Source organism: Crateriforma conspicua, from assembly GCF_007752935.1.
GTDB classification, from domain to species: Bacteria; Planctomycetota; Planctomycetia; order Pirellulales; family Pirellulaceae; genus Crateriforma; species Crateriforma conspicua.
Window position 1 is genome coordinate 1906745 of sequence record NZ_CP036319.1, and the last position, 20065, is coordinate 1926809.

At 56.1% G+C, this 20065-nt stretch carries 15 protein-coding genes; 9 read left to right on the forward strand and 6 right to left on the reverse strand.

What is annotated here, in order from left to right; genetic code table 11:
• The first annotated feature begins 19 nt into the window (after positions 1 to 19).
• Positions 20 to 3184 carry an efflux RND transporter permease subunit gene (locus Mal65_RS07225; protein ID WP_145295369.1) on the forward strand — a complete coding sequence of 1055 codons (3165 nt, stop codon included), beginning with the start codon at positions 20 to 22 and terminating at the stop codon, positions 3182 to 3184.
• Here Mal65_RS07225 and Mal65_RS07230 read toward each other — a convergent pair.
• From Mal65_RS07230 to Mal65_RS07250, 5 genes are all read right to left on the reverse strand, one after another.
• Positions 3181 to 5661: a DUF1588 domain-containing protein gene (locus tag Mal65_RS07230; protein WP_145295372.1), complete on the reverse strand. Its 2481-nt coding sequence runs from the start codon at positions 5659 to 5661 to the stop codon at positions 3181 to 3183. The genes Mal65_RS07225 and Mal65_RS07230 overlap by 4 nt on opposite strands.
• A gap of 13 nt (positions 5662 to 5674) precedes the next feature.
• Complete coding sequence (locus tag Mal65_RS07235) at positions 5675 to 6952, reverse strand: DUF1552 domain-containing protein (protein ID WP_196784657.1); 1278 nt, start codon at positions 6950 to 6952, stop codon at positions 5675 to 5677.
• Between the two features lie 197 nt (positions 6953 to 7149).
• A complete protein-coding gene (locus tag Mal65_RS07240) occupies positions 7150 to 8541 on the reverse strand; it encodes a FecR domain-containing protein (protein ID WP_145295378.1) in 1392 nt (463 codons plus the stop codon).
• A complete protein-coding gene (locus Mal65_RS07245) occupies positions 8538 to 9089 on the reverse strand; it encodes a sigma-70 family RNA polymerase sigma factor (RefSeq protein WP_145295381.1) in 552 nt (183 codons plus the stop codon). The genes Mal65_RS07240 and Mal65_RS07245 overlap by 4 nt, the downstream gene beginning before the upstream one ends.
• Before the next feature lie 162 nt (positions 9090 to 9251).
• Positions 9252 to 10145, reverse strand: coding sequence for an SHOCT domain-containing protein (locus Mal65_RS07250; RefSeq protein WP_145295384.1), 894 nt, complete (start codon positions 10143 to 10145; stop codon positions 9252 to 9254).
• Between the two features lie 282 nt (positions 10146 to 10427).
• Here Mal65_RS07250 and Mal65_RS07255 point away from each other — a divergent pair, with 282 nt between their 5' ends.
• The 7 genes from Mal65_RS07255 (at position 10428) to Mal65_RS07285 (ending at position 17869) form a co-directional block, all read left to right on the forward strand.
• A complete protein-coding gene (locus tag Mal65_RS07255) occupies positions 10428 to 11789 on the forward strand; it encodes an arylsulfotransferase family protein (RefSeq protein ID WP_145295387.1) in 1362 nt (453 codons plus the stop codon).
• Positions 11786 to 11971, forward strand: a complete 186-nt coding sequence (locus Mal65_RS07260) for a hypothetical protein (RefSeq protein WP_145295390.1) — start codon at positions 11786 to 11788, stop codon at positions 11969 to 11971. The genes Mal65_RS07255 and Mal65_RS07260 overlap by 4 nt, the downstream gene beginning before the upstream one ends.
• Positions 11972 to 11974: 3 nt before the next feature.
• A complete protein-coding gene (locus Mal65_RS07265; protein ID WP_145295393.1) occupies positions 11975 to 13324 on the forward strand; it encodes a sulfotransferase in 1350 nt (449 codons plus the stop codon).
• Positions 13325 to 13806: 482 nt separating this feature from the next.
• Positions 13807 to 16212: an arylsulfatase gene (locus tag Mal65_RS07270; protein WP_145295396.1), complete on the forward strand. Its 2406-nt coding sequence runs from the start codon at positions 13807 to 13809 to the stop codon at positions 16210 to 16212.
• A gap of 164 nt (positions 16213 to 16376) precedes the next feature.
• Complete coding sequence (locus Mal65_RS07275; protein ID WP_165701123.1) at positions 16377 to 16856, forward strand: hypothetical protein; 480 nt, start codon at positions 16377 to 16379, stop codon at positions 16854 to 16856.
• A gap of 121 nt (positions 16857 to 16977) precedes the next feature.
• Positions 16978 to 17328, forward strand: coding sequence for an arsenate reductase (glutaredoxin) (gene arsC, locus Mal65_RS07280; RefSeq protein WP_145295403.1), 351 nt, complete (start codon positions 16978 to 16980; stop codon positions 17326 to 17328).
• Between the two features lie 4 nt (positions 17329 to 17332).
• Positions 17333 to 17869 carry a magnesium-dependent phosphatase-1 gene (locus Mal65_RS07285; protein ID WP_145295405.1) on the forward strand — a complete coding sequence of 179 codons (537 nt, stop codon included), beginning with the start codon at positions 17333 to 17335 and terminating at the stop codon, positions 17867 to 17869.
• Here the strand turns inward: Mal65_RS07285 and Mal65_RS07290 are convergent.
• Positions 17866 to 18696 (reverse strand): PhzF family protein, encoded by an 831-nt coding sequence (locus Mal65_RS07290; RefSeq protein WP_145295408.1) that lies wholly within the window; start codon positions 18694 to 18696, stop codon positions 17866 to 17868. The two genes, Mal65_RS07285 and Mal65_RS07290, sit on opposite strands and share 4 nt — an antisense overlap.
• A gap of 501 nt (positions 18697 to 19197) precedes the next feature.
• Here Mal65_RS07290 and Mal65_RS07295 point away from each other — a divergent pair.
• Positions 19198 to 20064 (forward strand): hypothetical protein, encoded by an 867-nt coding sequence (locus tag Mal65_RS07295; RefSeq protein WP_231131304.1) that lies wholly within the window; start codon positions 19198 to 19200, stop codon positions 20062 to 20064.
• Position 20065: the final 1 nt, after the last annotated feature.

Here is a 20065-nt window from a genome sequence, read left to right on the forward strand (position 1 = left end):
TGCGGATCATGTAAACGCGATGGAACGTGACGCATCCTCATCACCGACACCTCGCGGTCCGATCGCGTGGATGGCTCGCAACCCGATCGCGGCAAACCTGTTGATGTGTTTGCTGTTGGGCGGCGGAATCTGGTCGGCTTTTGCGGTCCAAAAGGAAGTCTTTCCGCAGTACTTGCTGGACGTCGTCGAAGTCAACGTTGGCTATCCCGGTGCTTCGCCGGAAGAAGTGGAACAGGGAATCTTGCGCCCGATCGAAGGGGCCATCCGCAGCGTCGAAGGCATCCGCGAAATCACCAGCGAAGCACGCGAAGGTCGCGGTGAAGTCTTGATCGAATTGGTCGGCGGCAAAGACCGCGTCAAAACGTTCCAAGAGATCGAACAGGCGATCAACCGGATTCGAACGTTTCCCGAACAGATCGAACAACCCGAAGTCCGACTGCAGTCCGAGCAACAAGAAGTCATGCAGGTGGCGATCTATGGACCGATCGACATCTGGGCGTTGCGACAACTGGCCGAACAGCTGCGGGATCAATTGCAGGCGACCGAGGAGATCACCCAGGTCGAACTGCGTCGTGTTCCCAACTATGTGACCCACATCGAAATCCCACGCCAACGTTTGCGTGAATACGGTCTAACGCTTAGCGACGTCGCCGACATCATCGGCCGGTCCAGCCGTGACGTGGCGGCCGGTTCGGTTCAAACCGATGCGGGCGAAGTGCTGTTGCGAGTCAAAGCACGCAAACAGTGGGCGGACGAGTTTGCCGCGATCGAGATCGTTTCGGGGCAAGGCGGCCAAGTCGTGCGTTTGGGCGATATCGCTGAAATTCGTGACGGTTTCGAAGACGTCGGCTTTCATTCACAGTTCAGCCAGACACCGTCGGTGGAACTGGACATCTTTCGTGCCGGAACGCAATCGCCCATCGAAATCGCCGAGACGGTGGAAACGACGATGGCCGACTTTGAAACGGTCTTGCCGCCGGGCGTCAAATGGCGAGTCGATCGAAACAACGCCGAGGAGTTCCGGCGCCGTCTGTACCTGGTCCTCGAAAACGCCGTCATCGCCGTCGGCATCGTGTTGTTCATCTTGGCATTGTTCCTGGAAATGCGACTGGCGTTTTGGGTGATGATGGGCATGATGGTGTCCTTCATCGGCGGGCTGGTGTTCATGCCGGTGGTCGGTGTCAGCGTCAACATGATTTCGCTGTTCGGTTTCCTGGTCGTTCTTGGGATCGTGGTCGACGACGCCGTGGTGGTCGGCGAAAACGTGCACGAAAAACGACAAACGGAACCGGATCACGAAAAGGCCGCGATCAAGGGGACGCAGCAAGTCGCCAGCCCGGTGGTGTTCAGCATCCTGACGAACATTGTCGCCTTTGTTCCCCTGATTTTTATTCCCGGCGAAACCGGCAAGTTTTGGAAGCCGCTGCCGATCGTCGTCATCATTGTGCTGACGCTTTCGCTGATCGAATCGCTGTTCATTCTGCCCGCCCACTTGGCCCACGCACGTGATGCCGGCCAGCGCGCCGATGGCACCATCCGTCGACGCGGTCCGGGCGCATGGCTTCACCGGGGCCAGCAGGGCTTCAGCCGCATTTTTAACCGCATGGTGGAGTTGCTTTATGGGCCGCTGTTGCGTGGGTGTCTGCGGTACCGTTACGTGACCACGTCGGCGGCGCTGGCGCTGTTCATCATCGTGACGGGTTATGCCAACAGTGCCCACATGGGCATGATTTTAATGCCCGAAGTTTCGGCCGATGAAATCGAAGCCGGTGTGCGTATGCCCGTCGGGACGACCCAAGACCAAGCCGCCGAGATCGCCGATACGGTGACACGGGCCAGTTTGCGGATGTTCGACGAACACAATCTGTATGAGGTCGCCGAAGGCATCAAAACCAACGTCCGCGGACAAAGCTTTATCGACGTGGAAATCGTGATGAAGCCGCCGGATCAGCGTGACATGACGGCCAAAGATGTGATCGACCTGTGGCGTGATTCCATCGGCGATCTGCCCGGTGTGGACCAGGTGACTTTCGAAGCGGAAAGCGGGCCCGGTGGTCATCGACGTGACCTCAGCATCGACCTGAGCCACAGCGACATCGACATTCTGGAAAAGGCGTCCAAGGCCTTCGTCCAACGCGTCGAACAGTACGCCGATGTTCGCGACGTCAACGACAGTTTCAACCGTGGTAAGAACCAGTACGACTTTCGGCTACGCCCCGAAGGCCGCGCTTTGGGGCTGACCGACGAAGAACTGGGACGGCAATTGCGTGGTGCCTATTTCGGATCCTTGGCACTGCGTCTGTTACGCGGAACCAACGAAAACGAGGTCCGGGTGAAGCTGCCCGAACACCAGCGCGAAGACATGCACCACTTGGAAGACCTTGTCATCCGTACGCCCAATGGTGCCGAGGTTCCACTGTTGGACGTTGCCGACGTGGAAAAGAACGTTGCGTTTTCATCGATCACCCGTCGCGATGGACGGCGCGTGATCAATGTTTCGATGAACGTCGAACCCAAGCGAGCGATCACCCAGGTCTTGGCCGCTTTGCAACAAGAGGAACTGCCCGCACTGCGTGAAGATTATCCCGGCATCACTTGGACGTTCGAAGGCAGCGATGCGGAAATGCGTCGATCCACGTCATCCCTGTACGGTTCGTTCGGATTGGCTTTGGCCGTCATCTATTCGCTGTTGGCGGTTGCGTTTCGCGGGTACGTCCAACCGCTGATCGTGTTGGTTGCGATTCCCTTTGGCATCGTCGGCGCGGTGCTGGGACACATGCTGTTGGGATACGATTTGTCATTGGTCAGCCTGATGGGCGTGATCGCGTTGTCGGGCGTCGTGATCAATGATTCGCTGATCATGATTGATTATGCGAACCAATTGCGTCGTGAAGAATCGGCGATCCAAGCGATCACCTTCGCCGGATTGCGACGATTCCGCCCGATCTTGCTGACAACGATCACCACCTTTGGTGGCTTGGTGCCGCTGATCTTTGAAACGTCACTTCAGGCCCAGTACATCATCCCGATGGCGATTTCCCTGGGCTTTGGGATTCTGTTTGCCACCGCAATCATCTTGGTGCTGGTGCCCTGTCTGTACATGATCCTGGAGGACATCACCGTGCTGTTTGCATCCCGTCGCCGCGAACCGGAAGTCGCGGCTGAATTGGCGGTCGATGCTTAGCGGTTGGTTTCGCGAAACAGCGGGCTGTCCATCGCTGCAGCCATCGTGTCGATGATTCGGTAATCGTGCCGGGACGATCGTTTCACGATGGCTTCGATTTCACTGAAGTTATCGGGGGCGACACCGTTGGCGTACGTCAAAAACTTCGTGACGAAACAACGGACAAAGCGATCACGGCTGACATCATTCATCATGATCTGGCGAAATTCCGTGACGTCGTCGTAGCGGGCGCCGCTAAGGAACGTCGCGGATGCGTCCACGGGAATGGTGACCACGTCGACTGTGCGACGTCGCCGATTTCCCGCTGCGGACGCATCGGCCTGCTGGGATGCGTCGACGTAGTGATCACGCCACGCACCGATCGGATCGAAGTTCTCGAATGCGTAACCGAACGGGTCGATGTTTTGATGACATGCCGCACAGGACGTGTCACTGCGGTGGGCTTCCAAGACTTCACGGATGGTCCGCGCCGATCGAATGTCGGGTTCTTGGATGTCCACGTCCGAAGGCGGCTGGGCGGGATGAATGCCCATAAAGTTTTCCATCACATAGACCGCACGATGGATGGGGGACGTGCTGAGCGTGTCCGCGGTCAGGGTCAAAAACGCTCCCATCCCCAGGAAACCACCCCGTCGACCATCACCGAACGTGTACTTGCGCAGCACGGAATCGTCGGGGACGTCGGTCAAACCATAGACCGTCGCCAAGTCCGCGTTGACGAACGAGTAGTCGGCGGTCAGAAGTTCGGGAATCGGATGGTTGTTTTGGACGTTGTGCTGAAAGAAAGCGATGGCTTCGCGGACCATGTCGTCCCCGATTTGCTTCTTTTCATACATCGGATATCGATCGACATCAGGTGCCATGAAGTTGATGCGATCCAATTGCAGCCAAGCGTAGGGGAATTCGCGAAGGAACGGTTCGGCACGGCCGGATCGCAGCCATTGGCTTAGCTCTTCCTGGATTCCGGATTCACTGTCAAACCGCCCCTGTTCGGCTTTGGCCATCAACGGTGCGTCGGGGATGGTCGCCGACAAAACATTGCTGAACTTTGCGGCAAAGCGTTCGTTGTCGGTTAGCTGATCACTGCCCGGCATCAGAAACGATGGCGACATCAGGATGGCAACAATGCCTTCCTGCAACGCGCCGACGATGCCCAATGAATCCGCCTGTTGTTGGACCAGTCGCACGATGGGATCCAGTTCATCGGGGGTGACATTGCGTCGCCATGCACGCCGGGCAATGAGTTGCAAGATTTCCGCGGCATCATTCAAGGAGGGTTCCGGACCAAGCAACGCCGTTTGGCGTTTGGGGGGCCATGAATCATAGAACGGCCCTTCGATGGTCAGGCCGCCGATCATCGGACGTGGCCCCTGCCAATACTTCACCCAGTGGACCCAATGACTGGGCATGTCGCGGCGATTCGTTGCTCGAGGGACTTCTTCGGTCACGACCCTCCGGTAAAGATTCGGCTTGTGTTGCTTGATGTGGTCGTGGCCGATGCGATATTGGAACTTGAAGTTACCGTTGTTCAACAGTCGAAGGCCATCGGTCGCAAACGAGAATTCAATCGGTGTTCCCGCCGCCAACCAATAGGTGTCTTCGAATTCCTGGAATTCGCCTTCGGCCAACGAAAAGTCCACGCTTCGATTGCCCAAATGCATCCGCAGGATCAAGGGATCGTCATCGTGGATGCCGGTCGCTTCTTGTGGATAGATGTGCCGATCAAGTGCTTTGGCTTGAACGCTGATGCGGTAATACCCTGTTGCGGTCGTTTCGGGGAAGGTTTTACAGACCGCCCTTTCACGTGGGCTGCGAATTTCGATTCCCCGGTCACTTCGAAAGGTCCTGTCCCGGCGTTGGCGATTTCCGTCGTCTTGAATCATCAGATCGTCGGGGGTACCGACATGTTGTTGTGATTCAGGTTGTGGATCCGAAAGGATGCATTGATCCAGGACGGCGCGAACCGCGGCCAAGTATTGGTCCAGATGAAATTCGCTGATCCCCAAAGTTTCACCGTGGGTGTCGAATCCGTCATGCAGGGTGTCCCCCAACAGCATCGCCATAGGATCATTCGTGCCGACATGATCAAGCAGCAAGACATCGCGGACGCTGTTTTCAAACTCGCGATTGTTCAATCGGCGTGGCGGCGTCCGCAGTGTCGGTGCCGATGCGCGTTCGTAAGCCGTCACGGAATGTTGCAAAAAGGATTGCAGTGTCTGGGATTGTTCCGGTGACAATTCGCTGGCGTCATCGGGCGGCATTTCGCCGGCACGGATCCGCTGCAGGCTTTTGATCCAAAGCTGAACATTCGATTCTTCGGGACCGCGTCCCAAGTCATGCAGACTGAAGTCGCCTTCGGGATCGGGACCGGTGTGACAATCGGCGCAGTGTTCCCGCAAGAGGGCCTTGTCGGCAAAGCACGGTGCGATGGAAGGCAAGAGGACAACCATCAGCGTCGTCAAAAACGTTCGGTACATCACGGACATCCTTTCAAGCTTTTCCATGGGTGAAATCAAAGACGCCCGAACTCTGGTTGAACTGTTCGTACTCCAATCCGAAACGTTGCAAGATGGCCAAATACAAATTGCACAGCGGCATGTTGTCACCGCTGGAATCACGCGTGTCGACGTGCCCACAGTGCTGGAAACCACCACCGGCGACCAAGATGGGAAGGTCACGATTGGAATGGGTTCCCCCATATCCCATGCCGCTGCCGAACAACACGACGGTGTGGTCCAGCATGCTGCCGTCCGCGTTCGGTTCGGGGATCTGGTCCAGTTGTTTCAGGCAACGCGACAGCTGTTGGACTTGAAACGATTCGATCGCAACCAGTTCCGCAACGGTGTCTTCGCGTTTGCCATTGTGCGTGCAGGCGTGATAACCCCTGGTGACACCTTGGATGTCGGTGTACTTCAGTTCGGGGGAAAACCCGATCGTCGCGACCCGAGTCAGATCCGTTTGGAACGCATAAGACACCATGTCAAAGATCGCTTTGTAGTGATTTTCGATCGTGATTTCGCCACCGCTTACGTAGCCGTCCAGTTCGAAAGTCGGCTTGTCGCGATCCACCCACTGTTGGCGATCGACCAAGTTGTGTTCCAGCGTGCGAATCGAATTTGCGTAAAGATCCAAACGTTCCTTGTCGGTTTTGGGGGAATTTCGCCGCAAGCCATTGAACTGGTCGATAGCGGCATCCAGAACGCTGCCGTTTTGCTGCAGCAATTGTCGGCGTTCTTGCCGCTGTTTGGCTGTCAGGTTCAAAAACAGGTGGTCGTACATTCGTCGAACATCGGTGAACGGTTCGATGTCCATCCCGTTCGCGTTCCAGCTAAGCCGAATGCCACGCTGCAAGCACGCATTGACCGACGCGAATCGGGTCTGCGTCCCCGTCCGTCTGGCGACGATTTGATCAATCGTCATGTTCTTTTCCGGATACGCCGCGCTGGTTTCCGGAAGCACCCCACTTAGAAACGCGATCTCGCGACCGTGACCACTTTTCATGTTGTGGTCGGTGTGCGACAGGATGCTCAAACGATCCTTCAGCCACTGCAGCGAACGAATCGTTTTGGGAAACTGAAAGTCTTTGCCGAACTGTTGCGGAAAGAAGTGTTCGGGATGGGCACCGAATGGATTCCCCACGATCAACAGACGCTTGGCATGCGGCGAACTGCTGCGTGGCGTTGCGGCGGAACTGGGAGCGGATTCCAGCATCGGCAACGCCATCATGCCGCCGCCAAATGAACGTACCAAAGCACGACGATTCAACATCAAAGACTTTCCAAGGCGGGATAGAGGTGGGGCAAACAGTCGGTGGGTGTGGTCTTTATCCTAGACCAGCGAGACAATCTGCCGCAGATTCCGGAAAAAATTTACGACGGTCTTTCCAGTCGCCGCGTCCATTGGAGTCTCGATGCATGGCGGGCCACGGGGCCACGCGGGCGGTGCGGAAGATCGCGGCACCGTGTTCAGCGGACCGTTAATTCCAAGGTCGGTCCGACGGATTCGGGATGACGATCGCTGGCAAACATGTGCGTCATGCCGACGCCGATGCCTTCGATCTGTGTCGTTTCGCGGACCAAGATCAACGTGATCGGTCGATCCGCATTGGACCGCAGGAACCGCAGAAGTTTGTCGGATTCAATGCCGAACGTACCACGATTCTGGCTGCGCTGGATCTCAAATTTTCCCAACAGAACACCATCTTCGGGGCCCGGCGATGCTTCCCAGGTCGGTTCGACGTCCCAGCCGAATTTTTCCGAGTTGGTCAATCCATAGATCGCAAACCGGTTGATGCGGGGAAGACGCGATGCGACGCCGCGAGTGCTGGGAATCAGGTTCAAACGCACGCGTGCATGGACAACGTCAGCGACATCGATGTGGGTCACGTCGAATTCGAAAAAGGAACGAAAGTCCCATTTCCCCGTGCCGCTGCGTTTGACCGATAGCACCGCCGGATCGATGAACTTGTGGCGTTTGTGTGACCGTGGCATCGCCGTACCACAGCGGCCTTGGGTGCCGATTCGAAGAATGCGTTGACCGGATGGAACGGGTGTGTCGGATTCGCTTTGATTGTCGGCGGTGTCCGCAGAATCGGACTCCACGGCAGATGGAATCAACGACATGACATCGGTTGAAACCGAGGCCGCCGTACCAGCCTGGCGGAGACGAATGGAGTCGCCGGTGCTCTTGTGATGGACATCGATTTCGCCATCGATCAACTCAAAATCCGTGCTTTGCCCGTTGTCATCCACACGAACAGCAAACTTGGTTCCTCGATCGATCGCATAGCCACCGGGGGTCTCTAATCGAAAGCCGATTGCCGATTCGGGGACGTTGATCATCGCCGCCCCGGTGGTCAGCTTGGCGGCCATGGCACTGATCAGCTCCACCTGGGTTGGTGCTTCGACGGTCAATTCCGCACCGGAGCCGAATCGAATCGTCGCCAAGCCGGTTTTTAGGTTCAGCGTTCCCGGGCGCAAATCGGATCCTGGATTGGTGGGCAGATCGCTTTCCCAAGCCGCGTTTTCACTGGACACCAACGTCGCAACGACATCCGGCGACGATTGCCATAGCCCGACCGCGATCATCAGACACACCGCCGTCGCGAACATCGCGAACATGGTTCGCAGATATGGTGATCGTGGCGTGGCAGGTGAAGCGATCGCTTTGTCGGGATCATCGGTGTGTGAATCCGGCAACTGAAGCGATCGGTTGCGAAGTTCCGTATCGATCTGAATGGCCAATCGATAGCGTTGCTGCAGATCGGCGTCGTTGGCCAACAGTCGATCCAGTTCTGCGGTCGCGGCCGCGTCCAGGTTTCCCAGCAAATACTGATGCAATAATTGGTCGGGATTCATGATGGAAACTGTGCCGTGTGAATCTGACGTTGAACGCAGTCGGTCAGTTTTTCTCTTAGCCGACCCAGCAATTTGTAAAACGCGTTGGGGGTCTTGCCCGATTGCTCGGCCAGTTCGCCGACTCGTTGGCCGGCGGTGTAGGGTGCGATCAATAGTTCTTGATGTGCCGCGGTGAATTGTGACAGGCATTGCTGAAGGGCCGACCGCATCTCCGCATCTTGTTCAGGGATTCGGGTGTCGGGATTATCTGCCAACATGGTCAAGACTTCATCGCTCAGGATCGGTCGACGGCGTCGCAGGTCTTCGATCAAGTGAAGGCATTTGAAACGCAGGATCACCTTGGCCCAGGGCAGGAAGCCGTCGGCATTTTCCAGCTGCCAAAGCTTTTGCCACATCGTCACGCTGGCTTCTTGCAGTGCATCGTCGACGCTGTTCCAGTCCGGCAGCATGGTTCGCGCATAGACGCGCAACTGATTCTCGTGACGTAGAAACAGCCGCATGAATTCGGCTTCTTCGGGCGGCGAAGAGGGAACAGCATTGGGTCGCATGGTCAGCTATCCGGCGTCTTCGATGAACCTGCCGATGAAACCGAGAATTTTTCTGGCTTCGCCATCGATCATTCCCGAAAACGCTCGCTCGCGCGGCGACGGATCAACGATCATGCAGCTTTCGCGGGCGAAGACGGTTCGGGGCGGCACCTTCGAAACGTTTCACAGTCGACTGAGTAAATCGGCTTTCTTGTCCGCGAATTCTTGTTCGGACAAATAGCCTTTTTCCATCAGCGCGCCCAAGCGATCGAGCGTTTCGATGATGTCTTGCGGGTTGGATGGTTCGCCGGCCGGCGTCGGCGCTTCGCCGCTGGCGACGTCTTGGACGGGAGCGAAAGTCGGCTCGTCGATCGGTGGCGGTGTTGGCGACTCCGATGCCGGCGGGGCGGGCGGAGCGACGTCGGGTGCCGATGGCGATTGAATGACACCACCGCGCGAAACGACAGGCAGGGTTGCCAGGTCGATCGTCCCGAATTGGCTGGTCAGCAAGATCGAACCGCCGGTTCCCTGTTGCTGCGAAAAGCCACCGATTTGATGATTCAGCGTGTCATAGACCCAGGGTTCACCGCCAGTGCTGATGGCCAATCGTTGCGATGCAGGAAAGTAGGCGTAGCGAATGTTGTTTTGTGAACCGATGGCCGACGGCGCGCCCAGTTCGACCGGCCACCAATTCGTGGCCGGGTCGGGAACAAACAACGTATTTTGGGATCCGATGGTGCCGGCAGCCTGGGACTGTGCCGATGACCCGTTCTGGCTTTGGGACTGAAACGATCCCGAAAATGGCACCAGTTGATGGTTGGCAAGTTCGTTGGAGATGTCTTGGCAAATGCCATCGACGCGGTTTTTCAACGCATAGTTAAATAGGTCGCTGACCATGGTCATGCCACCCTGCATCCATTGGCCCGAGCCGCCGAACTCCGGATGGTTGAACTGGGCCATCGTGCCGTTGCCGTTGTGAACGGCGATCAGCATGTGCGTGACGGCATCGGTTGACAGTCCGTAGCGCTGGGCCAGGGTCTGGACCAATTGTTGACCGGCGGAAGATAGTTGGGACACGGTGGGGACTTTGAGTTTTTTGGTCGGGTAAAAGAGTGGATGCTCCGCCTTGGTACCTGCATTCTGCACCCTGGCGGGCCGGACCGGAAGCGGCAACCGACAGATCCGTGGGCCAGCGATCGCCAATCTTTTGGATCGAACTCAACGGTTCTCCCCGATTTTCGCCGATCGGATACGAATCGCCGACGCCATCGTTTCGGGCCTCATGCGGTGGCGGTTGACCCTGCGTAAACGGCCCCGGTATGTTCACCGCCGATTCGCCCAAGTTCTGCAGAGAGACGAATGTCTTCGAAACCTGTCCGCGACCGGAACGATTTCGACGATGAATCCCCGTTTCAGGCATTTGTCTTGCGGGCACGCTGGGCCGTGCTGTTGTTGTTCGTGTTGGTCTTTGGGCTGTGGTACGGCGGCCGGATTCAAAAAAAGCTGGACGATCGCCAGCAATTGAGCCCGCTGGAACGAATGGTCGGACGCCTACGCGAAGTTCCCGAGCACGCGACCGCGGTGATCCAAGACCCCGACGTCGTTCGCAATTTGGACACCGAACCCGAGACGATGTTGCCGCCGGGATCCGTATCGATTGTCGGTGTCGACGCCGTCCCGGTACCGAAGGACTTTCTATACAGCCGCTATCACCAAGATTCCAACCGGATCAGCGTGATTCGTCGTCGCTTGGCCGACAAACAGGTGGTTCACCGTTGGGATTGGTCCTATGACGATTTGGCGTCACGTTACAAACAGTGGCTGAAAGAAAATCAACGGCGTTACCCGAATTTCCATTTCCGCGGTCCCATTCGTTTTCCCTTGGCCTCGCCTTTGATACTGGACGGTGGCCGCTTGGTGACGCGTCTACAGCAATCGCTATGTTGCTTTGATCCCGACGGCACGTTGCTGTGGCAATCACCCGAGATGGTGCACCATTCGGTGGAGGTCGATCACGACGGCAATCTGTGGACGTGTTCGATGGTCGCCGATCAAGAGGGGTTTCGCGATGACGTGGCGCTGAAGATTGACGCAACCAATGGCCGGGTTTTGCAGCGGTATCCGATCAGCGAAATCTTTCAAGCCAATCCGGAACATGACTATTCGCATCACGCACGGTCCGACGCCGACCCGTTCCATCTGAATGATGTCCAACCGGTTCGGGGGCGATCGGAGTACTGGGAACCGGGAGACGTCTTTTTAAGCTTGCGAAACATCAGCACCGTCCTGTTATTCCGTCCGTCGACCGGCAAAGTCATATGGAGCAACGCCGTTGCGTGGTCCTATCAACACGATGTGACCGTGGTCAGCGATCATCAAATCAGTGTGTTCGATAACAACGTGATGAATAATTCGCCTTGGGGATCCGGATTCGTGTACCGCCACGGCGAACACAATCGTTGCATGGTTTACGATTTCGACGCGGACCAAGCCGAATCGGTCTTTCAGGACGTTTTTGCCCGACACGATTGCAAGACGCCCACCCAAGGTCGCGTGAAGTGGTGGAAGGAAGATGCCTGGTTGTTTATCGAGGCGTCGGATCAAAGCTTTTTCGTCGCGGCTGACTTGGCCAGTGACCGCTCCTACAAGTTTGTTTGCCCCGGCAATCGTGATGGCAAGGTGGGGCATGTCGCTTGGTTCCGTTTGATGGATCCGTCATGAACGTCTTGGAAAACATGCTTGCGTATATTGGCCCCGGGATTGGCATCGGTGGTCTCGTCTTGTTGCTGGGATTCGTCGCGGCGGGCCTGTTCCTGGTCTATGCGTTTGCGATTCTGCCGTTACAGATGCGTCGACGTCGTCAACGGGATGAATCGAAACCACCTCTTGATCAAGGCGATTGATTCATGCCGGCGATTGCGGCTGGATTTCTGTCAGCTTTGATCGGATTGTTTCTGTACCACTGGACCGGGTTTCAACACTTGGTGGACCGCTTTCTGGTCACGCTGGGGCAAAGTGTTTATGAACTGAATCGGTACAACCTGGACGACCAAGTTCGGCTTCTCAAAGCTCAACGCGATGCCATTGCTTTGGTGCGGTGTCTGTTCACCCTGTCCCTTGCCACGGTGGGAATCGTGGTCGTGTCCGGATTGCCGTTTCTGGCCGTTTCGTTTGTGGGGCGGTCCGGTGTCGATGTGGTCGGTCGGGCGTTGTTGGGCAGTTTGCCGATTTGCGTGATCTATGTTTGGCGACTTCGCCGACCAACATCAGCAGACCAGTATTCCGCCGGTAAGCAGTGCTTTTACTATCTGACGCTGGGCGTCCCGTCGGTCGGCTTGACGGCCGGTCGCGTCGATCGGTGGGTGTGTGGTGACCGTCCCGCTAACAAAGGCATCATCGTGACGGGCCTGGCACGTGCGGGAACGACGGCGATGTTGCGTGTGTTGCATTCAAACGACCAGACCTGGTGTCTGACGTATCGACAGATGCCGTTTCCGATGGCCCCGCGATTGTGGAAAACGGTGAATCGAGCGAGAAGCCAGGCGGTGGAGCGGACGCATCGCGATGGGCTGTTGGTCGATTTGGACAGTCCCGAAGCCTTTGACGAGTTTGTTTGGCGAGTCATCTTGAAGGAGCATTACTATCGCGACGGGACGCTCCATCGCCATGCCGTTTCCACGCAGCAGATCGAACAGTTCAAGCGGCTCGCGACGGTCGGCGCTTCACCGTCGTCGGTCTATCTGTCGAAGAACAACAACTTTCTGCTAAGGGCGGAATCGTTCTTAAAGCAGACCCCGCAATACACGATCGTGTTGGTGTATCGCGATCCGATTCAACATGCCCAAAGTTTGCTTCGCCAGCATCGATTGCATTGTCAGTTGCAACAGCAATCGCCTTTTGTCCTGGACTACATGAACATGTTGGGGCATCACGAATTCGGTCTGAACCGACGCGACTTTGTCTTTGAATCGCAAGCCTTTCGCCATCATGACGCTGACTCGTTCGATTACTGGATCGAGCGTTGGCTGGACTACTATCGATACGCGTTGACCTTGCCCCGTGATCGAATTCGCATCATCGGCAATGACGCGGTTCGCAATGACCCCGTGTCGGTTGCCGATGCCGTTTTGGCCGGGGGTGCGATCGATCAACCTTCGCGTTCACTGTGTGGTGTGCAGGTTGAAACCGATTCCAGTGCGCCATTGATCAAGGAAGCTTATCAAGTCTTCAGGCAACTGCAGCGGGCCGAGGTTTAGGTCCGTGTTCGTGGCATGTCCAATGATGCATGTGTTCATCTACGCAGGCGGACAGGAGTCTTGCGACAAATGGTAGCCCAACGCGTGAATTCTGAAATTGTGCTTTTACCCGAGCCATTGGTTTTTTGGTAACCCGAAGCGTGAGCGAGGCGATGTCAGCATCACTTTTTCCTCGCTCACGCGTCGGGTTACCAGGAAAGCGCAACTTCAAAGCTTATGCGTCGACTTCCTGAGCTTCAAATGATCTGTCCGCTTACTAAATCGATTCAGAGTGATTGTGGTCGTGAGGTGAATTCAGGACGCGACTGTGGGGTGTTGCCTGAAGAATGAGTGAATTTGCATCGAACGCATCGAAGAACGACAAGATCGGACATTCGTCAGACTGTTAAGATAACGGGAACTCGTCCTCCGATACGCCGAACCGAATCGACATTCCGAAGCGGTTCATCGTATTCCACGTTCTTTCTGCGGGCACACGCACCATGTTTCCTTCTCTTCGCATTGCATCGTTGATCTTTTTGATGAGCCCATTGCTGATGGGTGATGGACCATGGAATCGGACGTCGCTACCGATTCCCCAGACGCCTTTTGGTGGCAAAATCGGATTGCGACCGTCGGATTCGGTCAAAGACTTTCCAGCCGAAGTCAAACCTCCCAAGGATGCACCCAACATTCTGTTGATCTTGACTGATGATGTGGGCTTTGGTGCCAGCAGCACGTTCGGCGGACCGATTCCGACGCCGACCTTCGATCGCTTGGCAAAGTCGGGTTTGCGATACAACCAATTTCATACCACCGCGTTATGTTCACCGACGCGAGCGGCATTGATCACCGGACGTAACCATCACACCGCGTCGACCGGTGGCATCATGGAAATCGGTGTGGGGTATCCGGGATACAACACGCTGGTGCGAAAGTCCTGTGGCACGGTCGGCCAGATCCTGAAAGACAACGGTTACAACACGTCTTGGTTTGGCAAGAACCACAACGTCCCCGACTGGCACACCAGCCAAGCGGGACCGTTTGATTTGTGGCCGGTCGGTCTGGGGTTCGAATACTTCTATGGGTTCGTCGGTGGCGATACCAACCAGTGGGCACCAGCGATCGTTGAAAACACACGACCGATCGAGCCACCGCACGACGATCCGACTTACAACTTTGACGAAGACATGGCCGACCGAGCGATCGGCTGGATCCAGATGCAGAATGCGGTGGCACCCGAAAAACCGTTCTTTTGCTACTACGCGACTGGGACAGCCCACGCCCCCCATCACGCGCCAAAAGACTGGATTGCGAAATTTAAAGGCCAGTTTGACGATGGCTGGGATGAAGTCCGCAAAGAAACCCTGGCCCGACAGAAAGCCCAAGGAGTGGTGCCGCCGGGAACCAAGTTGACCGAACGTTCCAAGGGAATCCCGGCTTGGGATAGTCTGGACGACAAAAAGAAAGAGGTCTTCGCCCGTATGATGGAAGTCTATGCGGCGGCTCTGTCGCATGCGGATCATCAATTCGGGCGTGTCATCGACGCGATCGATCAGACCGGCGAATTGGACAACACACTGATCATCTACATCCAAGGGGATAACGGCGCCAGTGCGGAAGGAAGCCCGCAGGGATTGTTGAACGAGATGACGTTCTTCAACAACATCGAAGTCCCCTTTGATGAGGTGTACCAGCATCGTGATGAACTGGGCGGTCCGATGACGTTCAATCACTATCCAATCGGTTGGGCCCACGCGATGGACACGCCTTTTCAATGGACCAAGCAAGTTGCGTCGCACTTCGGCGGTACTCGCAACGGGATGGTCATGTCATGGCCCAAGCGAATCAAACAAACGGGCACCGTCCGCAGCCAGTTTCACCATGTGATTGACATCATGCCGACGATTTTGGACGCCGTGGGAGTGCCCGGGCCGGATTCGATCAACGGGATCACCCAGGAACCCATTCAAGGCGTCAGCATGTCATACACGTGGGATGATGCCGAAACGCCCTCGCATCGAACGACTCAGTATTTCGAGATGCTGGGCAATCGTGGGATCTATGACAATGGTTGGGTGGCCTGCACCACACCCACGTCACCGCCTTGGGTCAGCGTGGTGGATCCGGTGGACGTCATCGATGGATATCAGTGGGAACTGTACAACGTCGAAGAAGACTTTTCCGAATCGAATGACTTGGCAAAGAAGTATCCGGAAAAACTGAAGGAGCTTCAGCGATTGTTCTATATCGAAGCGGTGAAGAATGACGTCTTGCCATTGGACAACAGCAAAGTTGAACGCTTGGATGTGACCAACCGTCCCAGTCTGACCGCGGGTCGCGACACGTTCGTTTACTACGACGGCATGACGCGAATCCCCGAGGGTTCAGCGCCAGATTTGAAGAACAAGTCGTTCGGAATCAGCGCCGTGGTGGACATTCCCGACGACGGTGCCGAAGGATTGCTGATGACTCAAGGCGGCCGGTTCTGTGGCATGGGGCTGTACGTTTTGGATGGCAAGCCCGTGTTCGTTTACAACCTGGCCGATGTGCATCGATATCGCGTTGAATCAGAAACGGCGATTCCCGCGGGCAAGCATGTGGTGACGCTTGATTTCAACTATGACGGCGGTGGTTTGGGCAAAGGCGGCGAAGCCACGCTGTCGATCGACGGTGAAGTGGTGGGAACGAATCGAGTCCCTCGGACGATCCCATTCCGTATGTCTTTGGATGAAACCTTAGACATCGGTGAAGACACGGGAACGCCGATCGCGGAAGACTATCAGGTGCCGTTTGAGTTCACGGGCGGACTTGAAACGGTGACGATCAAGATTACCGATCATACGTTGACCGACGAACAGTTGCAGCAATACCGCGAAATGCAGGTCAAGGCGGCGCTGTCCCGCTGATCAAAGCTTTCGCAGCGCGGACATCCGCATCTTCGATCAATCAGGGCGTCCCCCCGGGGGCGTCCTGATTCTTTTTTTTGCGTCGTGACAGTCTCGTTTCAAAGACGTCCTTGAGGGTTGGGTGACGGTGTTCGTGACCAATCCAAGCCGATGGGGGAATGACGATGATTCGTTGTCAAACGTGGTGTTCGTGTCTGGGCCTGATGATCGCGATGCTGGTGGTGTGCGACGCATCGGCACAATGCAGTGGGGGTGGCGGCGGTCGAGGGGGCAGCGGCCCAAGTCGATCGTCATCCTTGGGGATCAGCACCGCCGCCTTTTCACCGACGGCTTCCGACGCGGCTTATCAGCGTCAATTGGCGTATCAGCGTCAGCAACTGTATGCGTTGCAACAGCAGCTGTATCAACAACAGCTGATGCTGGCATCGATGCGCCAACAGCAGGCCCAGGAATACGCCCGACAACAGGTCGATCGACAGCAATCCATCCAAGAACAACGATTGGCACGCGCCGAAGCGAAACGGGCCCAGCGACGTGCACGTGCGTTGGAGCGGATCGCACTTCGTGACGCGGAACCTGTCGGTGAAGATGACGACAGCAACATCGAAACGCAGGCCAGTATGCTGACGTCCGTTGATCTGTGAAGTTGATTCATGGGGTTGGCGGTCCCTGGTCGACCGGATGGACAAGCGGTCGCTAAAATGCCGCCGCAAGGCCCCTGAAGGTATCGGGCCATCTTGATCAACCAGACATGCCGATCCGTTGATGACCGAGATATACCATAACCCTCGCTGTACCAAGTCACGTGAAGCTCTGAAGCTGTTGCAATCGCGTGGCTTGGATGTGCGAGTGATCAAGTATTTGGAAGAACCACCCAGCGAGAAACAGCTTCGCCAGATCGTCAAATTGCTGGGCATCCGCCCCGAACAGTTGGTCCGAAAGGGCGAAAAGCTTTTTAAGGAATTGGGGCTGGCGGATCAAACGCAGACAGACAAGCAGTGGATTGCGATTTTGGCCGAGCATCCGAGGCTGATCGAACGGCCGATCGTCGTGCATGACGGTAAAGCGGCCATCGGGCGTCCCATCGAACAAGTCGTCGAAATCTTGGACGGCTGATCCGATGGCCACAGCATATCCCGGCCGCTTGCCGGAGCTGATTGTTTTCGATCTGGACTTCACCCTGTGGGATTGCGGTGGCACTTGGTGCGATTGCCTTTCGCCGCCCTTCCGATCCAAGGGACCGCGTGTCACTGATCGTAGCGGACGCCACATTCGATTGTATGACGATGTGAATGCGATTCTGGAGGTGTGTAAAACGGAAAAGATCGCGTTGGCACTTGCGTCACGCACGGAGCAACCGCCTTGGGCACGCCAGTTGGTGCGAATGTTGGAGATCGATCACTACTTCACCTTGGCCGAGATCTATCCGTCGTCCAAGTTAAAACATTTCCAAGCTCTGCAATCGGCAAGTGGTGTGGATTTTTGCGACATGCTGTTCTTTGACGACGAAATGCGAAACATTCGCGAAGTCTCGACGCTGAACGTCACTTGCGTGCATGTTGCCGATGGCATGACGCGAGCGTTGTTTGACGATTCGCTGGTTCGTCATGCCGGACGTTCGGCCGACGGTGACGGCGCCGTGCAATGCAATGCTTAGGTCGCGTTTGCCGGTTCGGCGATTTTCCGCAGTTGACCATCGAAGACGGTCACGGCACAACCGGATAATCGAACCCGGTCCCCACGCAACTGACAATCCACGAATCCGCCACGCTGTGATGCCTGGTATCCGATCAATTGTTGGCGGCCCAGACGCTGGCACCAGTACGGGGCCAAGCAACAGTGTGCCGACCCCGTCACGGGATCTTCGTCAATGTTGTGGCGTGGTGCAAAGAATCGTGACGTGAAATCGCTTTGCGGCTGCGATGACAATGCCGAAACGATCACGCCGCGAGTCGCGATCCGCTTCATTCGATGAAAGTCGGGGGTCAAGTCAATCACCGACGCTTCATCTTCAACAACGACCACGGTGTCAAAGCGTGATTGGAACACCGTAGCGGTGGCCAATCCGAGACAATCCAAAACGGCATGTTGGACATCCGGGGCGACATCGTCCCGGCGATCGATCGCCGGAAAGTCCATCGTGATTAAACCCTCGCGATGCCGGCAGGTCAGTGGACCGCTGCGGGTTTGAAAACGAATTGGGTCTGCGCGTCCAACACGCCACGTGTCATACAAGACGTGAGCCGATGCGAGTGTTGCATGACCACACAAATCGACTTCGGCCGCAGGCGTGAACCAACGCAACGAAAATTCGTTCTCAGACGCACCGGCAACCACGAACGCCGTTTCGGACAGATTCATCTCCGATGCAACGGATTGCATCCATCGGTCATCTGGAAACGAATCCAGCACGACCACGGCGGCTGGATTCCCTGTGAATGGTCGTTCGGCAAAGGCGTCGACTTGTGAAAATGGAAGACTCATGCGTGTTTGACCCTATCCCGACGTGATGCCAATGCTGCGAAAGATCCGTTCCCGATGGTGGGACAGTCGGTCCATCATCTTGGTTCACGAACCGGATCGAAAGCGGGGGGAGCGGCCGTCAGCGTTATTCGAGGCGGTGGCGCAGATTCCCCTGGATCTAAACCAGAATGTCTTTGACCACTCGGGACGGTTCGACACCGGTCAGCTTGGAATCCAGATTCGGCACCTGGGGGCGTCTTTCTATCCCATCCGCCGCAGCGGCCTCTGCTGAGGGATGCTCGGTTGAAATTGCCGTACAAATCGGAAGCGATCGGGGGGATAAGAATGCGGGTTCAGCCATTCAGATTCGCAGATTTACGTTTTTCAGAAATGCGTGTCACATCTCCGCTTTTTCAACGCTTTGCAGGTCAGCCAAACACACCGCTCGAAGTTCAAGCAAATCGGAAATCTGCGATGCCAACTCGAATTCGCCCCAACGCGTGCCTGTTTTTTCTCGGTCTGATGTCTGTCTTTGCGGTGTCGCTTTCGGCCCAGGACCCCGTGTCACTGACGGACGTCTTGCCTCCCGCGATGGAGGACGAAGACGACATCGAACTCATCGACGATTGGCTGGAAGGCACGATCGTTCTTGTTGGAACTCCTGGCGACGACAAGATCGCCATTGAAGTCGAAGACGATCGAATTCGCTTTTGGGTGAACGACGAATACGTAGGCCGAATTCGCCAGCGTGACCTTCCCCCCGATCCCTGGGATGAAAACACCGAACAAATGCAACCTGACCTCACGTCAATTTTGAAAATTATGGTTTCCGGTGCAGGTGGGAACGACTGGATTTCGCTTCGCACAGATCAATCCGCGATGCAGTTGTTCGATCGCGCCAAGTTCATCCTTTATGGGGCCAATGGAAATGACATCATCACCAGTGAAGGAGTCGATCAAATCACTTTCGTCGGAGGTGCGGGGATCGACAATCTGATCGGCGACGGATTCCAGTCGATCTATATCGGTAGCGAGTTGCTGATTTCGGATTTGGAGGTTCTCGATGGCGTGATCTCACCGGATGGATGCGTGGACCACCTTTTTCCCGGGCATTTCGAAAGCACAGCCTATCGAAAACACTTTCTTTGTTTCACGCCGGTCGTGTATACGAACCCGAACTTCAAAGTGCTGGACAAGAACCCACCCAAACTGCCGAATGTGCCTACGATCGTCAGTCGCGAAAAGGGAGATCTTCTGACACCCGAGGCGATGACTTTCGATTCGATCCTGCTGGAGCACGACAAGGTGCACAATGAGATCGGATGCGAAGTCTATGACCTGAATTTTCGAGAAGACGGGTCCATGCTGCCCCCCACCTTCGTACAGTGAT